At 68.4% G+C, this 20,479-nt stretch carries 21 protein-coding genes; 8 read left to right on the plus strand and 13 right to left on the minus strand.

The window, feature by feature from the left end; translation table 11 throughout:
* Positions 1 to 12: 12 nt before the first annotated feature.
* The 4 genes from WDU93_RS04135 to WDU93_RS04150 are packed head-to-tail and all read left to right on the plus strand — an operon-like array spanning position 13 to position 3,997.
* Positions 13 to 1,695 carry a circularly permuted type 2 ATP-grasp protein gene (locus WDU93_RS04135; protein WP_337317838.1) on the plus strand — a complete coding sequence of 561 codons (1,683 nt, stop codon included), beginning with the start codon at positions 13 to 15 and terminating at the stop codon, positions 1,693 to 1,695.
* Positions 1,689 to 2,615, plus strand: a complete 927-nt coding sequence (locus WDU93_RS04140; protein WP_337317840.1) for an alpha-E domain-containing protein — start codon at positions 1,689 to 1,691, stop codon at positions 2,613 to 2,615. Before WDU93_RS04135 ends, WDU93_RS04140 begins: the two co-directional genes overlap by 7 nt.
* Positions 2,612 to 3,457: a transglutaminase family protein gene (locus WDU93_RS04145; protein WP_337317843.1), complete on the plus strand. Its 846-nt coding sequence runs from the start codon at positions 2,612 to 2,614 to the stop codon at positions 3,455 to 3,457. The genes WDU93_RS04140 and WDU93_RS04145 overlap by 4 nt, the downstream gene beginning before the upstream one ends.
* 30 nt (positions 3,458 to 3,487) lie before the next feature.
* Positions 3,488 to 3,997 carry a phosphoribosyltransferase gene (locus WDU93_RS04150; RefSeq protein ID WP_337317845.1) on the plus strand — a complete coding sequence of 170 codons (510 nt, stop codon included), beginning with the start codon at positions 3,488 to 3,490 and terminating at the stop codon, positions 3,995 to 3,997.
* Positions 3,998 to 4,125: 128 nt separating this feature from the next.
* On the opposite strand, the gene WDU93_RS04155 is transcribed toward WDU93_RS04150, so the two are convergent.
* From WDU93_RS04155 to paaA, 8 genes are all read right to left on the minus strand, one after another.
* On the minus strand, positions 4,126 to 4,674 hold the full coding sequence (locus WDU93_RS04155; protein WP_337317848.1) for a GNAT family N-acetyltransferase: 549 nt from the start codon (positions 4,672 to 4,674) through the stop codon (positions 4,126 to 4,128).
* 132 nt (positions 4,675 to 4,806) lie between these two features.
* Entirely contained in the window at positions 4,807 to 5,700 is an 894-nt protein-coding gene (locus WDU93_RS04160; RefSeq protein ID WP_337317849.1) for a hypothetical protein, read from the minus strand.
* A gap of 171 nt (positions 5,701 to 5,871) precedes the next feature.
* Entirely contained in the window at positions 5,872 to 6,642 is a 771-nt protein-coding gene (locus tag WDU93_RS04165) for an enoyl-CoA hydratase/isomerase family protein (protein ID WP_337317851.1), read from the minus strand.
* Positions 6,643 to 6,826: 184 nt separating this feature from the next.
* Positions 6,827 to 7,990, minus strand: a complete 1,164-nt coding sequence (gene paaE, locus WDU93_RS04170) for a 1,2-phenylacetyl-CoA epoxidase subunit PaaE (protein ID WP_337317854.1) — start codon at positions 7,988 to 7,990, stop codon at positions 6,827 to 6,829.
* The gene (paaD, locus tag WDU93_RS04175; RefSeq protein WP_337317856.1) at positions 7,990 to 8,511 is read right to left on the minus strand and encodes a 1,2-phenylacetyl-CoA epoxidase subunit PaaD; all 522 of its coding nucleotides are present in this window, start codon (positions 8,509 to 8,511) and stop codon (positions 7,990 to 7,992) included. Before paaD ends, paaE begins: the two co-directional genes overlap by 1 nt.
* A 5-nt stretch (positions 8,512 to 8,516) precedes the next feature.
* Positions 8,517 to 9,365 carry a 1,2-phenylacetyl-CoA epoxidase subunit PaaC gene (gene paaC / locus WDU93_RS04180; protein WP_337317858.1) on the minus strand — a complete coding sequence of 283 codons (849 nt, stop codon included), beginning with the start codon at positions 9,363 to 9,365 and terminating at the stop codon, positions 8,517 to 8,519.
* Positions 9,362 to 9,688 carry a 1,2-phenylacetyl-CoA epoxidase subunit PaaB gene (gene paaB, locus WDU93_RS04185; protein WP_337317860.1) on the minus strand — a complete coding sequence of 109 codons (327 nt, stop codon included), beginning with the start codon at positions 9,686 to 9,688 and terminating at the stop codon, positions 9,362 to 9,364. The genes paaC and paaB overlap by 4 nt, the downstream gene beginning before the upstream one ends.
* Complete coding sequence (gene paaA / locus WDU93_RS04190; RefSeq protein WP_337317862.1) at positions 9,688 to 10,665, minus strand: 1,2-phenylacetyl-CoA epoxidase subunit PaaA; 978 nt, start codon at positions 10,663 to 10,665, stop codon at positions 9,688 to 9,690. Before paaA ends, paaB begins: the two co-directional genes overlap by 1 nt.
* A 195-nt stretch (positions 10,666 to 10,860) precedes the next feature.
* Here paaA and dhaK point away from each other — a divergent pair, with 195 nt between their 5' ends.
* From dhaK to ptsP, 3 genes are read left to right on the plus strand one after another with little or no spacing between them, the layout of a single operon-like run.
* Positions 10,861 to 11,853 carry a dihydroxyacetone kinase subunit DhaK gene (gene dhaK, locus WDU93_RS04195; protein WP_337317863.1) on the plus strand — a complete coding sequence of 331 codons (993 nt, stop codon included), beginning with the start codon at positions 10,861 to 10,863 and terminating at the stop codon, positions 11,851 to 11,853.
* Complete coding sequence (gene dhaL / locus WDU93_RS04200; RefSeq protein ID WP_337317865.1) at positions 11,853 to 12,491, plus strand: dihydroxyacetone kinase subunit DhaL; 639 nt, start codon at positions 11,853 to 11,855, stop codon at positions 12,489 to 12,491. Before dhaK ends, dhaL begins: the two co-directional genes overlap by 1 nt.
* Positions 12,491 to 14,992, plus strand: coding sequence for a phosphoenolpyruvate--protein phosphotransferase (gene ptsP, locus WDU93_RS04205; RefSeq protein WP_337317867.1), 2,502 nt, complete (start codon positions 12,491 to 12,493; stop codon positions 14,990 to 14,992). The genes dhaL and ptsP overlap by 1 nt, the downstream gene beginning before the upstream one ends.
* A gap of 83 nt (positions 14,993 to 15,075) precedes the next feature.
* On the opposite strand, the gene WDU93_RS04210 is transcribed toward ptsP, so the two are convergent.
* The 4 genes from WDU93_RS04210 to WDU93_RS04225 form a co-directional block, all read right to left on the minus strand.
* Positions 15,076 to 16,020, minus strand: coding sequence for a hypothetical protein (locus WDU93_RS04210; protein WP_337317869.1), 945 nt, complete (start codon positions 16,018 to 16,020; stop codon positions 15,076 to 15,078).
* Between the two features lie 73 nt (positions 16,021 to 16,093).
* The gene (locus WDU93_RS04215; protein ID WP_337317871.1) at positions 16,094 to 16,729 is read right to left on the minus strand and encodes an ABC transporter ATP-binding protein; all 636 of its coding nucleotides are present in this window, start codon (positions 16,727 to 16,729) and stop codon (positions 16,094 to 16,096) included.
* On the minus strand, positions 16,720 to 17,826 hold the full coding sequence (locus tag WDU93_RS04220; protein ID WP_337317873.1) for a peptidoglycan-binding domain-containing protein: 1,107 nt from the start codon (positions 17,824 to 17,826) through the stop codon (positions 16,720 to 16,722). Before WDU93_RS04220 ends, WDU93_RS04215 begins: the two co-directional genes overlap by 10 nt.
* Positions 17,792 to 18,268, minus strand: a complete 477-nt coding sequence (locus WDU93_RS04225; protein ID WP_337317875.1) for a hypothetical protein — start codon at positions 18,266 to 18,268, stop codon at positions 17,792 to 17,794. The genes WDU93_RS04220 and WDU93_RS04225 overlap by 35 nt, the downstream gene beginning before the upstream one ends.
* Positions 18,269 to 18,802: 534 nt before the next feature.
* Here WDU93_RS04225 and WDU93_RS04230 point away from each other — a divergent pair.
* On the plus strand, positions 18,803 to 19,012 hold the full coding sequence (locus tag WDU93_RS04230) for a hypothetical protein (RefSeq protein WP_337317877.1): 210 nt from the start codon (positions 18,803 to 18,805) through the stop codon (positions 19,010 to 19,012).
* 151 nt (positions 19,013 to 19,163) lie between these two features.
* Here the strand turns inward: WDU93_RS04230 and paaK are convergent, their stop codons facing one another.
* Positions 19,164 to 20,462, minus strand: coding sequence for a phenylacetate--CoA ligase PaaK (paaK, locus tag WDU93_RS04235; protein WP_337317879.1), 1,299 nt, complete (start codon positions 20,460 to 20,462; stop codon positions 19,164 to 19,166).
* Positions 20,463 to 20,479: the final 17 nt, after the last annotated feature.

The following is a 20,479-nucleotide window of genomic DNA, read 5'->3' on the forward strand; positions in this document are numbered from 1 at the left end:
GAGCATGCGGTGATGGAGTCGCTGTTCAACGGATACACCACCTCACGGCGTGCGCGGGCGGGGGCCCCGCCGTGGGATGAGATGTTCCCCGCCGACGCGCTGCCTGGAGTCGACGAGGTGCGCCGGCCGTACCGAGAGATGTATCCGGCGCTGGCCCGCATGGACGATGCCGAACTGCGCGCACGCACCGACGCGCTCGCCAGTTCCTACCTCGCACAGGGCGTCACGTTCGACTTCGCGGGCGAAGAGCGGCCCTTCCCGCTCGATGTCGTGCCGCGGGTCATCGCCGACGACGACTGGCGTCGCGTCGAGACCGGCGTCAAGCAGCGGGTCCGCGCGCTCGAGGCGTTCCTCGCCGACGCCTACGGGCCGCAGCTCGCGGTGCGCGACGGCGTGATCCCCGCACCGCTGATCAGCTCGTCGTCGCACTTCCACCGGCAGGCGGCCGGCATCGTCGGCGCCAACGGTGTGCGCATCCAGGTCGCCGGCATCGACCTCATCCGCGACGAGAACGGCGACTGGCGGGTACTCGAAGACAACGTCCGGGTGCCCAGCGGTGTCAGCTATGTGCTCGCCAACCGCCGGGTGATGGCGCAGACGCTTCCGGAACTGTTCACCAGCCTCAGGGTGAGGCCGGTGGTCGACTACCCGAGCAGGTTGTTGCAGGCACTGCGCGCGGCCGCACCACAGGGCGTCGATGACCCGACCGTCGTCGTGCTCACCCCCGGCGTCTACAACTCCGCGTACTACGAGCACACCCTCCTCGCCCGCATGATGGGCGCCGAGCTCGTCGAGGGACGCGACCTGTTCTGCTCGGGCGGCCGGGTGTTCATGCACACCACGGCGGGCCCGACGCGCGTCGACGTCATCTACCGGCGCGTGGACGACGAGTTCCTCGACCCGCAGCAGTTCCGCCCCGACTCGGTGCTCGGCGCGCCGGGCCTCATGCTCGCCGCGCGCCTGGGCAACGTCACGATCGCCAATGCGGTCGGCAACGGCGTCGCCGACGACAAGCTCGTCTACACCTACGTGCCCGACCTCATCCGCTACTACCTCGGTGAGGAACCGGTACTGCCCAACGTCGACACCTGGCGACTGGAAGAACCCGAGGCGCTCGCCGAGGTGCTCGACCGTCTCGATGAGCTCGTCGTGAAGCCGGTCGACGGTTCCGGCGGCAAGGGACTGGTCGTCGGTCCGGATGCCTCGCGGCAGACCCTCGACGAGCTGCGCCGCACCCTGCTCGCCGATCCGCGCGGGTGGATCGCACAGCCGGTCGTGCAGCTCTCAACCATCCCCACCCTCGTCGACGACGGCTTCCGTCCGCGTCACGTCGACCTGCGTCCGTTCGCCGTCAACGACGGCAACGACGTCTGGGTGCTGCCCGGCGGGCTCACGCGCGTGGCGCTCCCGGAAGGACAGCTCGTCGTGAACTCCAGCCAGGGTGGCGGATCCAAGGACACCTGGGTGCTGGACCCATCGCTGCTCACCGGCCCGACGCGCACGGTCGACGGCATGCCGGATGCCGCCTCCGACGAGGTCTCGCTCGCCACCGGCGCGATCGCGATCATCTCGCCGCCGCGCGACGACCCGCATCCGCCGTTCCTGTCCTCCCCGCAGGACGAGGACGTCGTCGCGCGCCACCAGCAACAGCAGCAGCAACAACAACAGTCAGCGGCGGGGGAGTCGACATGCTGAGCCGCATCGCCGAGGCGCTGTTCTGGATCGGACGCTACATCGAGCGTGCCGACGGCACCGCCCGCATCCTCGACGTCCACCTGCAGCTGCTGCTCGAAGACCCGTGGGTCGACGAGGACACCGCCTGTCGTGCGCTGCTGTCGGTGATGGGCACCTCCGCCGATCCCAGCACGGTCGTCGGTCGCGATGACGTGGTGAACCTCCTCGCGTTGGACCGCGATCATTCGGCATCCATCGCCCACTCGATCGCGGCGGCGAGGGAGAACGCGCGCCGTGCCCGCGAGATCATCTCGACCGACCTGTGGGAGACGCTCAACGAATCGAACGCGCGGATGCCGCGCCGCATCGCCTCAGGTAAGACGCATCCGTTCTTCCGCTGGGTGCGCGACCGTTCGGCCCTCGCCTTCGGCGTCGTCGACTCCTCGACGAGCCGCGACGAGGCCTGGCAGTTCTTCGTGCTGGGGCGGTCGATCGAACGCGCCGACATGACCGCCAGGTTGTTGGCGACCCGCTCGCTGACCGAGGCCGGCGGCCCGAGCTGGACGACACTGCTGCGCAGCTGCGGCGCGTACGAGGCGCACCTGCGCAGTCAACGCTCGGTGCCGACCGCGGCGTCGGCCGTGAAGTTCCTGCTGGTGGACCGGCTGTTCCCGCGGTCTGTGCTCTCCAGCGTGCTGCAGGCCGAGGAGTGCCTGCGCGGCATCGACCCGGCCAGCGCGTTCGGTGCTCCCGACCGGGCACACCGGGTGCTGGGGCGGATGCGATCCGAGCTGGAGTATCGACCGATCGGCGACATCGTGCATCATCTGTCCGAGAGCATGGAAGAAGTGCAGGTGGGGATGTCGATGGCCAGCGACGCGATCAGAGAGAGATATTTCCCGTCGATCGCGATGCCGGTGTGGATCGGAGAAGCGCTGTGAGCCGGCTGCGGATCGTGCACCGCACGGGATTCCGCTACGACGAGCCGGCGACCGCCTCCTACAACGAAGCGCGGATGCTGCCGCATTCGCGCGAGGGACAGTTCGTGCTGCAGGCGCATCTGGAGATCTCGCCGCCGGCTTCGCAGAACTCCTATGCCGATTATTGGGAGACCCGGGTGTCGACCTTCGAGGTGCTCACCCCGCACCGCGAACTGTCGGTGACGGCGACGAGTGTGGTGGACGTGCGCCCGGCACCCCTGCCCACCGCCGCTCTCGGGTGGGAGGAGCTCGCCGCCGTCATTCCACGCTCGCTGTCTCTGGCGGAGTGCGTGATCCAGACGCCGGCAACCGACCCCGACGACGAGATGGTCGCTCTCGCGGACAGCATCCGCGCCCGCGGCGGTGATGTCGAACAGACCGCGCTCGCGATCTGCCAGGCCGTCGGGGAGGCGATGGAGTACCGGCACGGTGTGACCGGGGTGAACTCGACCGCCCGCGACGCGTGGCCGACCAGGGTGGGCGTGTGTCAGGACATCGCGCACATCGCCCTGGGTGTGCTGCGCGCCGCCGGCATCCCGGCGCGGTATGTGTCGGGATATCTGCATCCCGACCCTTCGGCGGCGATCGGACAGCCCGTGGTGGGCGAGTCTCACGCCTGGGTGGAGTGGTATTCGGGCGGGTGGCGCGGCTACGACCCCACGAACCTCCTCGAGATCGGGGAGTCGCATGTGTATGTCGGGCATGGGCGGGACTATGCCGACGTCGCTCCGTTGCGGGGTGTGTATGCCGGGCCGACGGCGTCGCAGCTGTTCGTCTCGGTGGAGGTCACGCGTCTCGACTGAGAGACGCGTCGGATGCGGGAGAATGATGCGATGACGGATGCATCGATCGAGCGCGAGACGCTCACCTGGGACGGTTTCGGCGCGGCCACGCGGGATCTCGCACGCCGCATCCTGGCAGACGGTTTCACCCCGGAGGTGGTGGTGGCGATCGCGCGCGGGGGTCTCTTGCCGGCCGGGGCGATCGCGTACGGGCTCGGCGCGAAGAACTGCGGTGCGATCAACGTCGAGTTCTACACCGGCATCGGTACGGTGCTCGATGCGCCTGCCGTGCTGCCGCCCGAGCTCGACATGAACTATCTCGACGGGCGCCGCGTGCTGCTGGTCGACGATGTCGCCGACTCAGGCCGCACGCTGGCGCTGGCCGTGCAGCTGCTGCAGGAGAAGGGCGCCGACGTGCGTTCGGTGACGATCTACACCAAGCCGACGACCATCGTTCAACCGGACTACGCGTGGAAGGACACCGATCTGTGGATCGACTTTCCCTGGTCGTCGAAGGGAACGGTCGTCGAGGAAGACCAGGGGCTCGCCCCGTCGGCCTGACCCCCCGTTTTGCGGGGTTTGGGGCGGATTTTCGCGTTTGGGGCGCACCATCACCGCCCCAAACGCAGGATGTCGCCCCAAACGGGGCCACGGTGGTCATGGGGTGATCACGGGCGGTCACGGGCTGATTACCAGGGGAGGCCGCGGAGGTCGATCGTGCCGGCCGGCCACTCGGATGCCGGACGGCCTGCGTCGCAGATGAGGATCGGGTCAGTGTTGGTCGTCACGGGCGAGCCCGTGGCGGGCGACAGAGAGTGCTCGCGCGCACGGATGCGACGCCACCCGGCCGCCTCGTAGAACGGGACGACGGCGGGGCGGCATCCGAGGTATCCGTAGTCGACGTCGGATGCCATCCGGCCCTGAGCTCGCCGGAGCATCGCGATGCCGAGGCCCAGGCCGCGGGCGCGCGGCGCGACGAGGACCCCGCCGACTCCGGCGACGGTGACCTCTCGATCACCGACCCCCACGGTGCGCCGCTGGTAGCCGACGTGGCCGATGAGCCCAGTCCCGTCGAAGGCGAGCACGCGGATATCGGCTGGCGCGTATCCGTAGGGAGCCCGCCGCTCCCACGGCCCGTGCTCCGCCTGGTACTCGGCGTCGAAGAGGGCGCCGATCCGCTCGAGCACGCTCGCCCCGACGGCGGCATCCTCCACCACCTGCAGCTCCACACCCGTCACCTGCCCGAGTCTGCCAGGCCCCGGGCCGTACCCATGCCGGGTTTGGGGCGTGATTCTGCGTTCGGGGCGGTGGTGGTGCGCCCCGAACGCGAGAATCCGCCCCAAACCCGGCATCAGGTCGGGTGACGGCGCTCAGTCTTCACGGGGGAGCATGTCTTCAGGGGGGAACAGCCAGTCGACGATCTCGTCGACCAGCGCGGGTTGCTTCGCCGCGTAGACGAGAGATTCGAAGACGTCCGAGAGGTACTCGCGCTCCACGGTCTCGATGAACCACTCCCCGGATGCCGCCTCGGTGACATAGATCTGTCTCCCCAATGCCGCCATTGCGGCGCGCACGAGGGGGCGTCGGGGCTTGGGCCCCAACGCGGCCAGCTCTCGCATCGTGTCGCGGATGTGCTCGACGATCGCGTCGCGGAACGAAGCCGGGGGGAACGGTGGTGAGGGCTCCCAATCCTGCAGCAGCGGCTCTTCGAGCAATTGCGCGAAGGTGATTGTCCGCAGCCGATGGAGCTGCCGGCGCTCCCGCTCCGCGGACTCCTGTTGTTGGCGCTCGTGCTCCAGCTGCTGCTCGCTCCGCATCTGCTGTGGCTCATGACGCCACCGCCACCGCTCCTCGATCGCGTCGCTGAGTTCTTTGGCCGTTCCGTGAGCGACCTCCCACGACGGCTCGGTCAGCGACGGCTGCGCCAGGCGTGCCTCGACGCCGGTGACCTCACGCCGACCAAGCAGAGTGAGCTCGGGCAGACGCGCATCCCAGCCCTTGACGATCGTGATGACGATCGCGGTGCCCCCGCGTCCGCCCTTGCCGCGCGAGATCGAGGCCGCCTCGGTAGCCGCTGCGAGCGAGGGCGGCTCGGTCCAGGCCTCGGCGAGCGGGACGAGGACGACGCGGCGTGCGGTCCGTCCGATGACGACCGCCGCGCCGTAGCGGCCGGTGGTCGCGGCGGAGACCGGATACAGCGGCACGGTTCGGAACGACAGGACGCTCCCCAGATCGGCGAACAGGTTGGCTACGGGTTCTGGCATCCCGCAATCCTAGGTCCCCACGAGCCACGATCTCCTGGTCTGCCGGGTTCAGGCCACGCCGGTGCTGGGTTTGGGGCGTGATCCTGCGCTTGGGGCGGTGGTGGTGCGCCCCGAACGCGAGAATCCGCCCCAAACCCGGCGTGACGGGGCATGAGGTGGGGTGGGGAGGGGTCAGTGGCCGGTGAAGGTGGGGGTGCGCTTCTGCTGGAACGCGGCGAAGCCCTCGCGGTAGTCGTCGGTGTCGCACAGGGCCGCCTGCGCGGCGTTTTCGACATCCACCGACTCCCACAGCGTCAGGCGCTCGTCGCGGATCCGCGCCACGAGCTGCTTGCTGGCCAGGAACGCCTGCGTGGCGCCGCGCGCGGCCGCGGCGGCAGCATCCTCCGTCGCCTGCGCCAGCTCATCAGCCGCGAAGGAGCGCGAGAAGAGACCGGATGCCACGGCCTCGACACCCGACATGAGCCGTCCGGTGTAGATGAGGTCGAGGGTGCGGTGCGCTCCGAGCCGGTCGACGAACAGTGCATGCCCGCCGGAGTCGAGGGTCGCGCCCAGGGCGGCGAAGGGGGATCCGATCTTCGCATTGTCGGCGACGTAGACGACATCGGTCGCGATGAGCAGCCCGAGCCCGACGCCCAGGCACGCGCCCTGCGCGGCGGCGAACGTGGGGGCGGGGAATGCCGACATCCGACGCAGCAGCGGGGTGACCAGACCCCCGAGGTAGCCCATCACGTCGTCGTTGCGGGGGTCGACACCGGAGATGTCGCGCCCGGCGCAGAAGGCCCGCCCCTCGCCGCGCAGCACGAGCGCGCGCACGCAGGCGCGCTCGGCTTCGTCGTACGCCGCGCCCAGATCACGCAGGGCCTGCTCGTCGAGCGCGTTGAGCTTGGCCGGCGCGTTGAGCGTGATGTGCGCGACGTCATCGGTGATGGCGAGATCGATCATGATGCTCCTCGTGGTTGTGGCCCTTCGACAGGCTCAGGGACCCAGGATTCGACGGGCTCAGGGCCCTTCGACAGGCTCAGGGCCCTTCGACAGGCTCAGGGACCCAGGATTCGACATGCTCGGCGACCCAGGATTCGACAGGCTCAGGGACCCAGGATTCGACATGCTCGGGGTCTCACACCGATCAGACGTCGTAGTCGACCACGACGCGGTCGCTGGTGGGGTGAGACTGACAGGTGAGCACGTATCCGCGCTCGATCTCGTCGGGCTCGAGCGCATAGTTCTCGGTCATCGTGACGCTCCCGTCGATCACTCGTGCGCGGCAGGTGCCGCACACGCCACCCGAGCACGCGAACGGGGCATCCGGTCGCACGCGCAGCGCCGCATTCAGCACCGACTCGTGCGCGTCGACCGGGCTCTCCACGGTCGACGAGACGCCGTCGAGGGTGATCTCGAGCCGAACGGTCTTCTCGCCCTTGTGCACCTCGACCTTGCGCGGTCCACGCTCCGCCGGCGCATCCCCGGTGGTGAAGAGCTCGAAACGCACGTGCTCGCGCGGCACGCTCAGGTCGGCGAGCACCTCGCGGCACAGATCGACGAGCGCGAACGGACCGCACAGGAACCACTCGTCCACGGTGGACGGCAGGATGAGCGAGCCGAGAATCGTCCGCAGGCGCTCCTCGTCGAGGCGTCCGGAGAGCACGGGGGCCGTGCGCTGCTCGCGCGAGAGCACGTGATGGAGCACCAGTCGTGTCGGGTAGCGATCCTTCAGGTCGGCGAGGTCCTCGAGGAACATCACGTCGGTCGCCGCCTTGTTCGTGTACAGCAGCGTGAACCGGGTGGTGTCGGATGCCGTCAGCAGATCTCGCGCCAGCGCCATCATCGGTGTGATGCCCGAACCCGCGGCGATGCCGACGACGTGGGTGCCCTCGAGCTCGGCCAGACCAGACGTGAAGGTGCCCTGCGGGCTCATCACGTCGATCTCGAACCCGGGGGTGAGCTCGGTCTGCGCCCACGTGGAGAACACTCCGCCCTCGTCACGCTTGACGGCGACGCTGAGACTCGTTCCGCCTTCATCTGCGGGCATCGGCGGGCGGCACAGGGAGTACGAGCGGCGCACCTCCGCGCCGTCGAGGTGCACCCGCAGCGCGACATACTGACCGGGGAGATAGTCGTAGGCGGACGCGAGCTCGGCGGGCACCGCGAAACTGACCTCGATCGCGTCGGCGGTGAGCGGCCGCACACCCGACACCGTCAGGGTGTGGAAGCGCGCGCGCTGCCTGGCGGTACCGGCCGTGCGGGCCGAGGTGCGGGCGGCGGATGCCACGGGAAGGCGGAACAACGACATCAGATCACCTTGAAGTGGTCGAAGGGCTCGAGGCAGGCGCGGCACTCGTACAGCGCCTTGCACGAGGTGGACCCGAAGCGGGATACCTCGCGGGTGTCGAGCGAGCCGCACCGCGGGCACCGCACGCTCAGGGCGAGCCGCACGGGTCCGGCGGCGGCGCGCACGGCCGCCGAGCCGGACGGCGGCGCGATGCCGTACTCCTGCAGCTTGCGCTTGCCGTCCTCGCTCATCCAGTCGGTCGTCCACGCCGGCGAGAGAACCAACCGCACCTCGACGTCGTCGAAGCCCTCGGCGGTCAAAGCGAGGATGACATCGTCGCGGATGGCATCCATCGCGGGGCATCCGCTGTACGTCGGGGTGATGTCGACCGCGACATGCTCACGGCCGTCGCGCTCGTCGATCGACACCGCGCGCAGCACGCCGAGGTCTTCGATGGTCAGCACCGGCACCTCGGGGTCGGCGACGCGGGCAGCGATCTGCCAGGCGTGGGATTCACGGGTCGTGCGGTCGGTGACGCTCATGACGCTCACCAGGTCGCCCCCGGATGCCGGCGCGCGAGCACCTGCATCTCGGCGAGCAGGTGCCCGAACGGGGTGGCGTGCGAGCCGCGGCGTCCGCCGGCGGAGGATGCCGCGATGCCCGGGACGGCCAGCTCGGCCTCGGCGAAGACGGCATCGACGACGGCGTCGAAACGGGGCCGCAGCGACGACGGCCGCGCCGCGACATCGCCGAGGCGATCGATCAGCGGCTCGTCGCGGAACAGCTCATCGGCGTAGGGCCAGACATCGTCCAGCGCGCGGATGATCCGCCGACGCGACTCCTCGGTTCCGCCGGCGAGCCGCAGCACCCACTGCACGGCGTGGTCGCGGTGGTAGTCGACCTCTTTCAGCGACTTCTCGGCGATGGCCGCCAGGGTCGGGTCGGAAGAGGAACGCAGCGCCGAATACAGCTCGAACATGTAGGTCGAGGCGAGGAACTGCCGCGCGATGGTCTGCGCGAAGTCGCCGTTGGGCTGTTCCATCAGCCAGGCGCTGCGGAACTCCGGCTCGTCGCGGAAGTACGCCAGGTCGTCCTCCGAGCGGCCGTCCCAGGTGCCGGCGTAGTGCAGCAACGAGCGGGCGTGCCCCAGCAGGTCGAGGGCGATGTTGCCGAGAGCGACGTCCTCTTCGAGCTCGGGGGCGCGAGAGATCCAGGCGCCGAGCTGCTGCGAGAGGATCAGCGCATCATCGCCGAGCCACAACGCGTACTCGGCGACGTCGGCGCTCGCCGCCGTGGCGCCGACGCCGGCGAGTTCGTCCGAGAGTCGTAGCTCTTCGACGGCGACACTGCCGTGGATGTCGTCCTCGCCACCGTGGAGGTCGTCGTGGGCGCTCACAGGTGCGGCACCCCTTCAGAGGCCGTGTAGTACACGGCATGGCGGTAGTTCTTGCCGGCGGGGCTCTCGAAGAACGCCCCCTTGTCGCCGGGGTCGCTGGTGGTGATGGCATCCGCCGGCACCACCCAGATCGACACGCCCTCGCCGCGGCGCGTGTACAGGTCGCGGCCGTTGCGCACGGCCATCGCGGCATCCGGTGCATGCAGCGAGCCGACGTGCACGTGGCTGAGTCCACGATTCGCGCGCACGAAGACCTCCCACAGGGGCCAGGTCTCTTCGGGCTGGGTTCCTGAGCCCGTCGAAGGGCCGCCGGGAGTCGTCATCAGGCCACCTGTCCTTCCCGGCGTCGTGCCTGCTTGCGGGCGTACTCGGCCGCGGCCTCACGCACCCACGCACCCTCTTCGTGCGCGGTGCGGCGACGCTCGAGCCGTTCGGCGTTGCACGGGCCGTTGCCGCGCAGCACCTCGAAGAACTCGTCCCAGTCGATCTCGCCCATGTCGTACTGCCCTGTCTCCTCGTTCCACCGCAGGTCGGGATCGGGCAGGGTGACCCCGAGGATCTCGGCCTGGGGCACGAGCATGCCGACGAAGCGCTGGCGCAGTTCGTCGTTCGAGAAGCGCTTGATCTTCCAGGCCATCGACTGCGCCGAGTTCGGCGACTGGTCATCGGGCGGGCCGAACATCGCCAGGCTCGGCCAGTACCAGCGGTTCACGGCATCCTGCGCCATCTGACGCTGTTCCTCGGAGCCCTGCATGAGCGTCAGCAGGATCTCGAAGCCCTGTCGCTGATGGAACGACTCCTCCTTGCACACGCGCACCATCGCCCGGCCGTAGGGGCCGTAGGAGGCGCGGCACAGTGGCACCTGGTTGCAGATCGCGGCGCCGTCGACGAGCCAACCGATCGCCCCCATGTCGGCCCAGGTGGGCGTGGGGTAGTTGAAGATCGACGAGTACTTCGCCTTGCCGTCGATGAGCTGCTGCATCATCTCGTCGCGCGTGATGCCGAGGGTCTGCGCGGCCGAGTAGAGGTACAGACCGTGGCCCGCTTCGTCCTGCACCTTCGCCATGAGGATGGCCTTGCGCTTGAGGCTCGGAGCGCGGGTGATCCAGTTGCCCTCCGGCTGCATCCCGATGATCTCGGAGTGGGCGTGCTGGGAGATCTGGCGGATGAGCGTCTTGCGGTACGCCTCCGGCATCCAGTCGCGCGGCTCGATGCGCTGCTCGTTCGCGACGAGCTCGTCGAAGCGCGTCTGCGCGTCGACGTCGTGCTCGACGAGCGAGAGGTCTGCGGGGCTGGTCATCATCGACTCCTCATCCGGACAGGTTTACCGACCGATCGTTAGGTAATTCTGACACAGGGGTGCGCGAGGATTCAAGACCGGTACTTCGCGGCGGTGCCTTGACAAGCTCACCGGCCCCGAGCATGTTCGACAGTGACGACCAGTTTTCTTCGATGCTCGCCCTGGGGATCGGAGCGGATCAAAGGAGATCGAACGATGAAGAAGCTCATCAACGCCCCCGAGGACGTGCTCGTCGAATCGCTCAAGGGAGTGGCGGCCGCCCACCCCGAGTTGTCCGTCGACCTCGAGACGCACGTCATCACGCGGGCGGTTCCGAAAGACGAAGGCAAGGTCGCGATCGTCTCGGGCGGCGGTTCGGGTCACGAGCCGCTGCACGGCGGATTCGTCGGGCACGGGATGCTGGATGCCGCCGTCGCCGGCGAGGTGTTCACCTCGCCCACACCCGACCGGGTGCAGGCGGCGACCCAGGCCGTCGATCGCGGCGCCGGGGTGCTGCACATCGTGAAGAACTACACCGGCGACGTGTTGAACTTCGAGATGGCCGCCGAACTCGCGTCGATGGAGGGCATCGAGGTCGGCACGGTGGTGGTGGCCGATGACGTGGCCGTGCAGGACTCGCTGTACACGGCCGGGCGTCGCGGCGTCGGGCTCACGGTGCTGCTCGAGAAGCTCGTCGGAGCGGCGGCCGAGGAGGGCCGCGACCTCGCCTCCGTCGTCGACCTCGCACACCGCATCACCGCGAACGGTCGGTCGATGGGCATGGCGCTCACCAGCGGGACGGTGCCGGCGGCAGGCAAGCCGACCTTCGATCTGCCCGATGACCAGATGGAGATCGGCATCGGCATCCACGGCGAACCGGGCCGTCACCGTGAACCGCTCGCGCCCGCGCACGACATCGCGCGGCAACTGGTCGACCCGATCCTCGCCGACCTCGATGTCACGGGGCCGGCGATCGTGATGCTCAACGGCATGGGCGGCTCGCCGCTGATCGAGCTGTACCTCATGTACGGCGAGGTCTCGGCGATGCTCGAAGCGGCAGGGGTGCAGATCGTCCGCAACCTCGTCGGCAACTACATCACCTCGCTGGACATGGCCGGCTGCTCGCTGACGGTGCTCAAGGCGGACGATGAGCTGCTGCGCCTCTGGGATGCGCCGGTCTCTACGCCCGGCCTGCGGTGGGGCATGTGATGGCCTCGGTTGACGGTGCGGTGCTGCAGGACTGGGTCTCCCGCTTCCGGGATGAGGTGACCGAACAGAAGGATTGGCTCACCGAGCTCGACTCGGCGATCGGCGACGCCGACCACGGGGCGAACATGGCCAGGGGCATGAACGCCGTCGCCGAACGGCTCGCCGGCGGCACACCGGAGACGGTGGATGAGTTGCTGAAGACCGTGGGGATGACGCTGGTCAGCTCGGTCGGCGGCGCCAGCGGACCCCTGTACGGCACGTTCTTCCTGCGGGCGGGCATGACTGCCGGTGCCGTGACCGAGCTCGACGGGCCGGCGTTCGCGGCGGCTCTGCGCGCCGGGCTCGACGGCGTGATCGCGCGTGGCAAGGCCGAGGTCGGAGACAAGACCATGCTCGACGCGATGGTGCCTGCCGTCGACGCCTTCGACGCGGCGCTCGCCGCCGGTGGCAGCCCGGCGGAGGCGGCGAGGGCCGCCGAGGAGGCTGCATCGGCGGGGCGCGACGCCACCGAGCCGCTCGTCGCCCGCAAGGGCAGGGCCAGCTATCTCGGCGACCGCAGCGCCGGTCACCTCGATCCCGGTGCGGCGTCGACGGCCATCCTGTTCGAGACGCTCGCCGACGCGCTCTCGGGTCGCTGATGATCGGTATCGTCGCCGTCTCGCACAGTGCAGCGCTCGGCGAGGCGGCGCTCCAGCTCGCCCAGCAGATGGTGCCGGGTGGTGGTGCGCCCGTGCGGGTCGCGGCGGGGGCGGGGACCGATGCCGACGGCCAGCCGATCCTCGGGACGGACGCCGTGGCCGTCGCCTCGGCCATCGACGCGCTCGCAGACGACAGCGACGGCGTCATCGTGCTGATGGATCTCGGTTCCGCCCTGCTGAGTGCGGAGCTCGCGCTCGAACTGCGGATGAGCGATGCGCCGGTGCGGCTCGTGCCGGCACCGTTCGTGGAGGGCCTGCTCGCCGCTGTCGTCTCGGCTTCGGCCGGTGGCGACCTCGACACCGTCGCTGCTGAGGCCACCGGCGCTCTGGCGGCGAAGGCCGCCCAGTTGGGCGAACCGGAACCGGAGCCGGCGACGACACCGGCACCCGCGCAGAAGGATGCGCAGGCATCATCGCGCATCGCCACGGTCCGCAACCCTCAGGGCATCCACGCCCGCCCTGCCGCGCTCATCGCCGAAGCGGCGAAGGGGGCCGAAGTGCGCCTGCGCCGGTTGCCCGACGGGCCGGAGGCCCCGGCATCCAGCCTGATGCGTCTGCTGACTCTCGGCGCGCGCCAGGGGGCCGAGATCGAACTCCTCGCCGGCGGAGACGACGCGGCGGCGGCAGGCGCCGCCCTCGACAGGCTCGTCGCCCTGTTCGAGGACGGCTTCGGCGAGGGCACCACCGCGACGGATGCCGCTCTCGACGCGCCGGCCGGCCCACAGGGCGGCGACGGCGTGGCATCCGCTCCGTCATCCGGCGACGTGGCTGCTGGCCGGGAGCCGATCGGGCCCGGCGTCACGGTGCAGGGGCGGGGGGTGAGCCCGGGGTGCGCCGCCGCGCCGGTCGTGCACGTCAACCCGCCGTTGCCCGAGCCCGACGGCGAGGCCAGCGTTCCCGACGGCGAGCGGGATGCCGAAGCCGCGGCCATCGCCGGCGCCAGCGTGACGGTGTCGGCCGACCTGCGCGCCCGAGCGGCGGCGGCGACCGGTGAGGCGCGGGAGATCCTCGAAGCCGCGGAGATGATGACCACCGACCCCGAACTGCTCGCCGAAGCGGCCGAGCGGGTGCGGACGGAAGGGCGCACCGCCGCCAGGGCGGTGTGGGAGGCGGCATCCGGGCAGGCGTCCGCGCTGCTCGCCCTCGGCGGGCGGATGGCCGAACGCGCCACCGACATCCGCGATGTGCGCGACCGGCTGATCGCGGCGATCCTCGGCGTCGACCCGCCGGGGCTGCCCGATCATGACGGCCCATTCGTGCTCGTCGCGGTCGATCTCGCCCCCGCCGACACGGCCGCGCTGGACGGCAGCGGATGCGTCGCCCTCGTGACCGAGCAGGGAGGACCGACCTCGCACACCGCGATCATCGCTCGCTCGTTGGGGATTCCGGCCGTCGTCGGTGCCGAGGGGACGACGGGGATCGCGGTCGGGGAGGTCGTGCTCGTCGATGGCGGCCGCGGCACGATCGAGGTCGCGCCTTCTCCGGAGCGGATCGCGGAGGCTGAGGCCGCGTCTGTCGAGGTCGGGTTCGACGGCGACGGGCGACTGGCCGACGGACGCGCGTTCCCCCTGCTCGCCAACGTCGGTGGCGCGGCGGATGCCGAAGCTGCGGCGGCCGCGCATGCGCAAGGTGTCGGGCTGTTCCGCACGGAGTTCTCGTTTCTCGATCGAGCAGAGGCGCCCACGGTCGCCGAACAGGTGAGCGCCTATCGCGGAGTGCTGGCCGCGTTCCCCGGCCGCAAAGTCGTCGCACGCACCCTCGACGCCGGCAGCGACAAGCCGCTCCCGTTCGCCAACGACGCCGACGAGGAGAACCCTGCGCTCGGTGTGCGGGGCTTGCGGATCGCGCGCCGGCGACCTGAGCTGCTGGCCGATCAGCTGGCGGCGCTGGCGACGGCCGGGGCTGCGGAGACGGCGAATCTCGAGGTGATGGCCCCGATGATCGCGACGGTCGACGAGGCGCGGGCGTTCGCCGCGCAGGCCAGGGCCGCAGGCATCGACCGTGTCGGCGTGATGATCGAGACCCCCTCGGCAGCGCTGATGGCCAAGGAACTGCTCGATGTGGTCGACTTCGTCAGTCTCGGAACGAACGACCTCGCCCAGTACACACTCGCCGCGGATCGGCTGCTCAGCGATCTCGGCGAGCTCAATGACCCGTGGCAGCCGGCGGTTCTGCGGCTGATCAGCCTGGTCGGCGACGCCGGGCGATCCGCAGGGAAGGATGTCGGGGTGTGTGGCGAGGCAGGGGGAGACCCCGCGCTCGCGCCCGTGCTGGTCGGGCTCGGAGTCACCTCGCTGTCGATGACCTCACGCGCGCTCGGTCGGGTGGCCGCCGCGCTCGCTCTCGTCACAGAAGACGACTGCCGCCGTGCGGCGCGGGCGGCCCTGGGCGCGGCCACCGCCGACGGGGCGCGGGTCGTGGTCGCCGAGGCGTTGGGGTAGCATCCCGGGATGCTGTCGAGCTCGGTCGTGCGCTCGGCAGCATCCTGGAGGTAGCGCTGGCGCCACAGTCTGGGCGCCGCCACTCACCGCTCGCGTGCGAGCGCAGTCGGGTCGCGACGCACGTTCACATACGCGCCAACGGAGTAGAGCGCGAGCCATACGCATGCGGCGATCCCGCCGGCCGCCACGACTGCGGACACGCTCCCCAGAAACGGAGCCAAGGCGAGAGCGGTGAGAGTGACCGAACACCACATCACCGCGGCGTACACCGACTGTTCGATCACGCACAGGAGCATCATGGACCGTCTGCTTGTGCCTGACAGTCGATACGCGGCGATTTCGCTTCCCCTCGCCAACAACAGAACAAGACTGATGAAGGCACACACCACTCCGACACCTGCCGGTGCCCAGCGCGTCGTTCGATTCAGATAGGCATCGACAGGATCGAACGTGTCCGAAACCGTCCGGACAGCGGGCGGGGCGCCGCTGCTCGACAGTGAGGAAAGAAGAATAGGGGCGAGCGCGTCAACGTCCGCAAACGACGAGAGGCGCGCAACGCAATACGCCGTCGATACGTCGGCGGTCAGTAGCGGCGAGATGACAGCGGAGTTCACATCGATCCCCGGCGGCCGTGGACTCGCCGCGACATAGGTGCGCACATACCCGGAATCTCCCGTGATCACGCCGGCGGAGGCTGGCGCAAGCAGGTCTCCCACTGCGACTTCAGCGCGCGTCAGCTCAGGCACGAGCGATGAGCTGGCGCGCACCGCCGAGATGCCCGATCCAAGCTGATCAACCGTCGTGCGCCCGGACGGGATCATCGCTCCTGCGACCTCGACTCCTGGCGCGTGCGTCAGCGCCTCGCAGCTTGAGATCGCGATCTCGGTCTGAGCCTGAGGCGTGGCCCCGAACGAGATCACCGTGTGCCCCGAAGCATCGGCTGCGTCCAACTGACGATCGAGCGTGGTCCAGTCGGCGACCTGCAGCCCGGACATCGCGACGCCCATGAGCACCGCCACCAGAAGCATCAGCCACGACCTGGGCCCCGACGCAACAGCGCCGAACACGGCTTCGCGAATCGCCGCTGACAGTCGCCAGTGCCTAGGCTGCGTCATGGTGATTGAGCCTCCGCACATCGATCACCTGATCCGCGGCGGCGATCATCAGGGGATCATGCGTTGCGACGATCACGGCTGAATGCCCAGCCAGGCCGCGGAGAATGTCAGCGATTCCGCGCGTATTCTCCTCGTCAAGGTTCGCGGTGGGCTCGTCGGCAAGAATCAACGGTCGTTCCGCGCACAGCGCACGCGCAAAGCTCAACCGTTGGAGTTCCCCGCCTGACAACTGTTTGGCACGATGGTGGAGCAAACGGCCCAACTTCACGCGTTCCAGCGCTTCATCGGCGGCGGCGTATGCCTCGTCCCAATCAGTTCCACGCGAAAGCGCTCCGATCGCCGCATTGTCCCTGACGGTGCGGTGAGGCAAGGCGTTGGACCCCTGGGGGACCCATGCGGTGAACCTCGATGATGCCGGGTGTGCCGTGCCTTCACGATGGATCGTCACGGTGCCGTGATCAGGGCGCATCGCGCCGCCGATGATCGCAAGCAGTGTTGACTTGCCCGCTCCCGAGGGTCCGGTGATGGCGGTAATGCCGTTTGCATCCAGCGATACGTTGATATCCGTCAGGACGCTTCTGTCGCCGAACGCCTTCGAAACGGCCGCCGCCTCTACTCGCATCGGCCGCGCTCCGATGCGGTTGGTGAAGTCAGCACAGATTCTCCGACCATGCTCGCATCGATATACGCGAGCCCCGGTTCGGTCGATGCGGTGACCTCCACCTGTGTCACATCGTCGCCGACAATGACACAGGTGACTCCCGTGGGAGAGGTGACAATCGACGTCGCCGGGACCGTTCCGAAGACCCTCGGTTGTGCGAGCTCGACGAATATCTGGGAGTAAACTCGAGTCCCGTCCGATTCCTTCACCGCGCTTTGTGGAATTTCCCCTGCCGCCACCGACGACGATAAGAACTCGGCGATCTCAATCTGAGCCTCTTCGTCGAGTGATTGGATGTTCTCCAGTTCCAACGACGACGAGCCGGCGAGCAGTACCACCTTTTCGTCTTTCAGTGTCGTGAGCGGCGCAGCGCCTTCCGGTGTCTCGAAGCGCGCGCCTTCGACCGAAGGGGAGATTCTGGCGATAGCCTGCCCGGCCGTCACCGGGTCTCCGACATGAGCGAGGACCTCTGAGATGGGAGGAGCCGTCGTGCTCACAAAGACGACGTACTCCGGTCGAAAGACACCATCCACCGGCGCGTGTATGCGTTTCTGTAGAAGGCGGGTCGCCTCATGGTATTGCGGACCGAACACGTCATCAGGCGTCGAGAGGAATCCCATCGTCGCCAGCAACTCGCCATAGGATCTGACGTCCGGCCCTCGTGCTCCAACGGTGAGCTCTCGATACAGCGGGGTCGCCGACCTGTCAACGACAACATCAACCCCATCGATAGAAAATGCGACCTCTCCCTCCTTCGGTTGCGAGGCTGCCTTGATCTTCAGTTCCGTGAGAATGCCGCTGGATGACGCAAGCAATTCGGTCTCGCGCCCCAGCGTCAATTGCACCTCCACCGAGGTTCTTTCGTCAATGACGCGTTGCCCGACCGTCATTGACGTCGGGAGCTCCGGACGGACACGCTCTTCTTCCGCGCGTGTGCTTATTGCACCCAGCGCAAAGATCGCGGCGACGGGCAGAGCCCACGCGAGTGCGAGCGAAACCAAAATCAGACGCGTGCGCCTGCGCTCAGCAGGTGGCGATGTCGATTCCTTCTTTTTCAAATTGCGCTAGCAACCCTTCCATGGTGTCGGACGGTTCGATCCCGTGCTCGCGCAGGCACGTGCGGAGGAACTCCGCCGATGAGCTCGTATCTTCGTGTGCAATCTGGAATGCCTGATCGACGGGGCCGTAGTGTTCGTTGTAACACGCCTCGTCCACCCCCGCTGCTACGGCGTCGTTGGAGACGCTGTAGTTGATGACGCCGTTGGCGTCTGGGTCGTGCTCGATGACCTCGAACCCGCCATCGTTCATGCAGGCTACAAAGTTTCGGTAGGCGGACTCATATTCGTCGTACGTGACCGTTCCATCAGACAGTGCTGCGGTCACTTCCGACGACGCCATCTCTGGCACATTCGGAACCCCTGTGCTCTCATCGCTGGTAGCGCTGCAACCCACAATTGGGAGCAGCGCTACCAGCGCGAGTGCACGCAATCGCAACGTCATGTGCGGAAGAAGTAGACGCTGCCCCAAGTCGGTGCGGTGACCTTATGTTCGCCGCCGACCATAATGTTTCCTGGCTTCGCCTCGGCGAAGTTCGACCCAGTTTTCCAGCTGGTCCAATAAACAGGTGAACCCGAGTACGTTTTGTACGAAGCGCGAACCTGCGAGCTTCCACAGTCTCCGGCGACCAACCATCCAGCTGTTTCCTGCGTATAGGCTCGTGCGGTGTTGCTGACGCCGAGGAAAGTTCTGTCCGCGTCGTTGTCACACACCGCGCTCCGCGACCCCAGGGCCTGGGCTGGTAGAACACCAGCGACCGCTAGGGCGATTCCAAGTGCAACCGCGCCAGCCCCCGCCACAACCCTCCGATATTTCATGAGAAGTCTCCTTTGACTCGTGTAACTATTGACGAGTTTGCACCGTACCACAGCGCTGGCCTGCGCAGTCCAATATGTTCTCGAATTGAATAGTCAAGAGGAGTGGTGTCGACGTGACCATCGGTGTCACTCTTCGTGTGCTGATCAGAAGCACTGTTGCGTGCCGTGGGAAAGCGGTCAGCGGTTCGTGCGCGTGCTGGTCGGGCTCGGAGTCACCTCGCTGTCGATGACGTCACGCGCGCTCGGTCGGGTGGCCGCCGCGCTCGCTCTCGTCACAGAAGACGACTGCCGCCGTGCGGCGCGGGCGGCCCTGGGCGCGGCCACCGCCGACGAGGCGCGGGCCGTGGTCGCCGAGGCGTTGGGGGGCTGACCCGAAAGACAGGAGAACTCCCGAATCACAGGAGCGGATGCTGAGATGCATCCTGCATTTCGAGAGAACTCCTGCGTTTCGGGTCGGTGGGCTCGGCGACCCAGGGCGCTTCGACAGGCTCAGCGACCCAGCGACCCAGCACCTCAGCACCTCAGCGGAGGTCGTAGACGCGCTTGTACTTGCCCTCGCTGCGGGGCAGGGCGCCGGGCTCTTCGAGCCGCACGCTCACGCTCGAACCGACGTGCGTCTTGATCCGCTCGGCCAGTACGGCGGCCGCGGCCTCGCACACGTCCCGATCCAGTGACGGCGCACGTTCGATGCGCACCGCCATGGCATCCATCCGGCCCTCGCGGGTCAGCTCGATCACGAAGTGCGGGGTGAGGTGCTCGATGCCGAGCACGAGCTCTTCGATCTGCGTCGGGAAGATGTTCACGCCGCGCAGGATGATCATGTCGTCGTTACGTCCGGTGATCTTCTCGATGCGCCGCATCGCCGGGCGCGCGGTGCCGGGCAGCAGCCGCGACAGGTCGCGCGTGCGGTAGCGCAGCACGGGGAAGGCCTGCTTGGTGAGCGAGGTGAACACCAGCTCGCCGAGTTCGCCGTCGGGCAGCGGCTCGCCGTTCTCGTCGATGATCTCGGGCAAGAAGTGGTCCTCCCAGATGTGCGGGCCGTCCTTCGTCTCGACGCACTCATTGCCGACACCCGGCCCCATGACCTCGCTGAGCCCGTAGATGTCGACGGCGTCGATGCCCAGCCGCCGCTCGAGTTCGAGGCGCATCTCGTTCGTCCACGGCTCGGCCCCGAGCACCGCGACCTTCAGCGACGTCGACGCGGGATCGATGCCGGCCGCCTCCATGGCATCCGCGATCGTGAGCAGGTAGCTCGGCGTGCAGAGGATGGCATCCGGCTCGAAGTCCTGGATGAGCTGCACCTGACGCGCCGTCTGCCCGCCCGACATCGGGATCACCGTCGCGCCCAGCCGTTCGATCCCCGCATGGGCGCCGAGCCCACCGGTGAACAGTCCGTAGCCGTAGGCATTGTGCACCTTCATGCCCGGGCGGATGCCGCTGGCCCGCAATGACCGCGCGATGAGATCGGCCCAGTTGTCGAGGTCGCCCTCCGTGTACCCCACGACCGTCGGCCGCCCGGTCGTGCCCGACGACGCGTGGATGCGGCGCACCTCGGCCATCGGCACGGCGAACATGCCGAAGGGATAGTTCTGACGCAGATCTTCCTTCGTGGTGAACGGCAGCAAGCGCACATCGGCGAGCGAGCGGATGTCGTCGGGCGATACCCCCGCCGCGTCGAGCGCCCGCGTGTAGTGCGGCACGTTGTCGTACGCGTGCCGCACGGTCTCCTGCAGCCGCACGAGCTGCAGTGCCTCGAGCTCGGGGCGGGTGAGCCGCTCAGCGGCGTCGAGGGGCTCGGGAGCGGCAGCTGTGGTCGACATCGTTGTCGGTCCTCTCG

This window comes from Microbacterium istanbulense, from assembly GCF_037204145.1.
Classification (GTDB): Bacteria; Actinomycetota; Actinomycetes; order Actinomycetales; family Microbacteriaceae; genus Microbacterium; species Microbacterium istanbulense.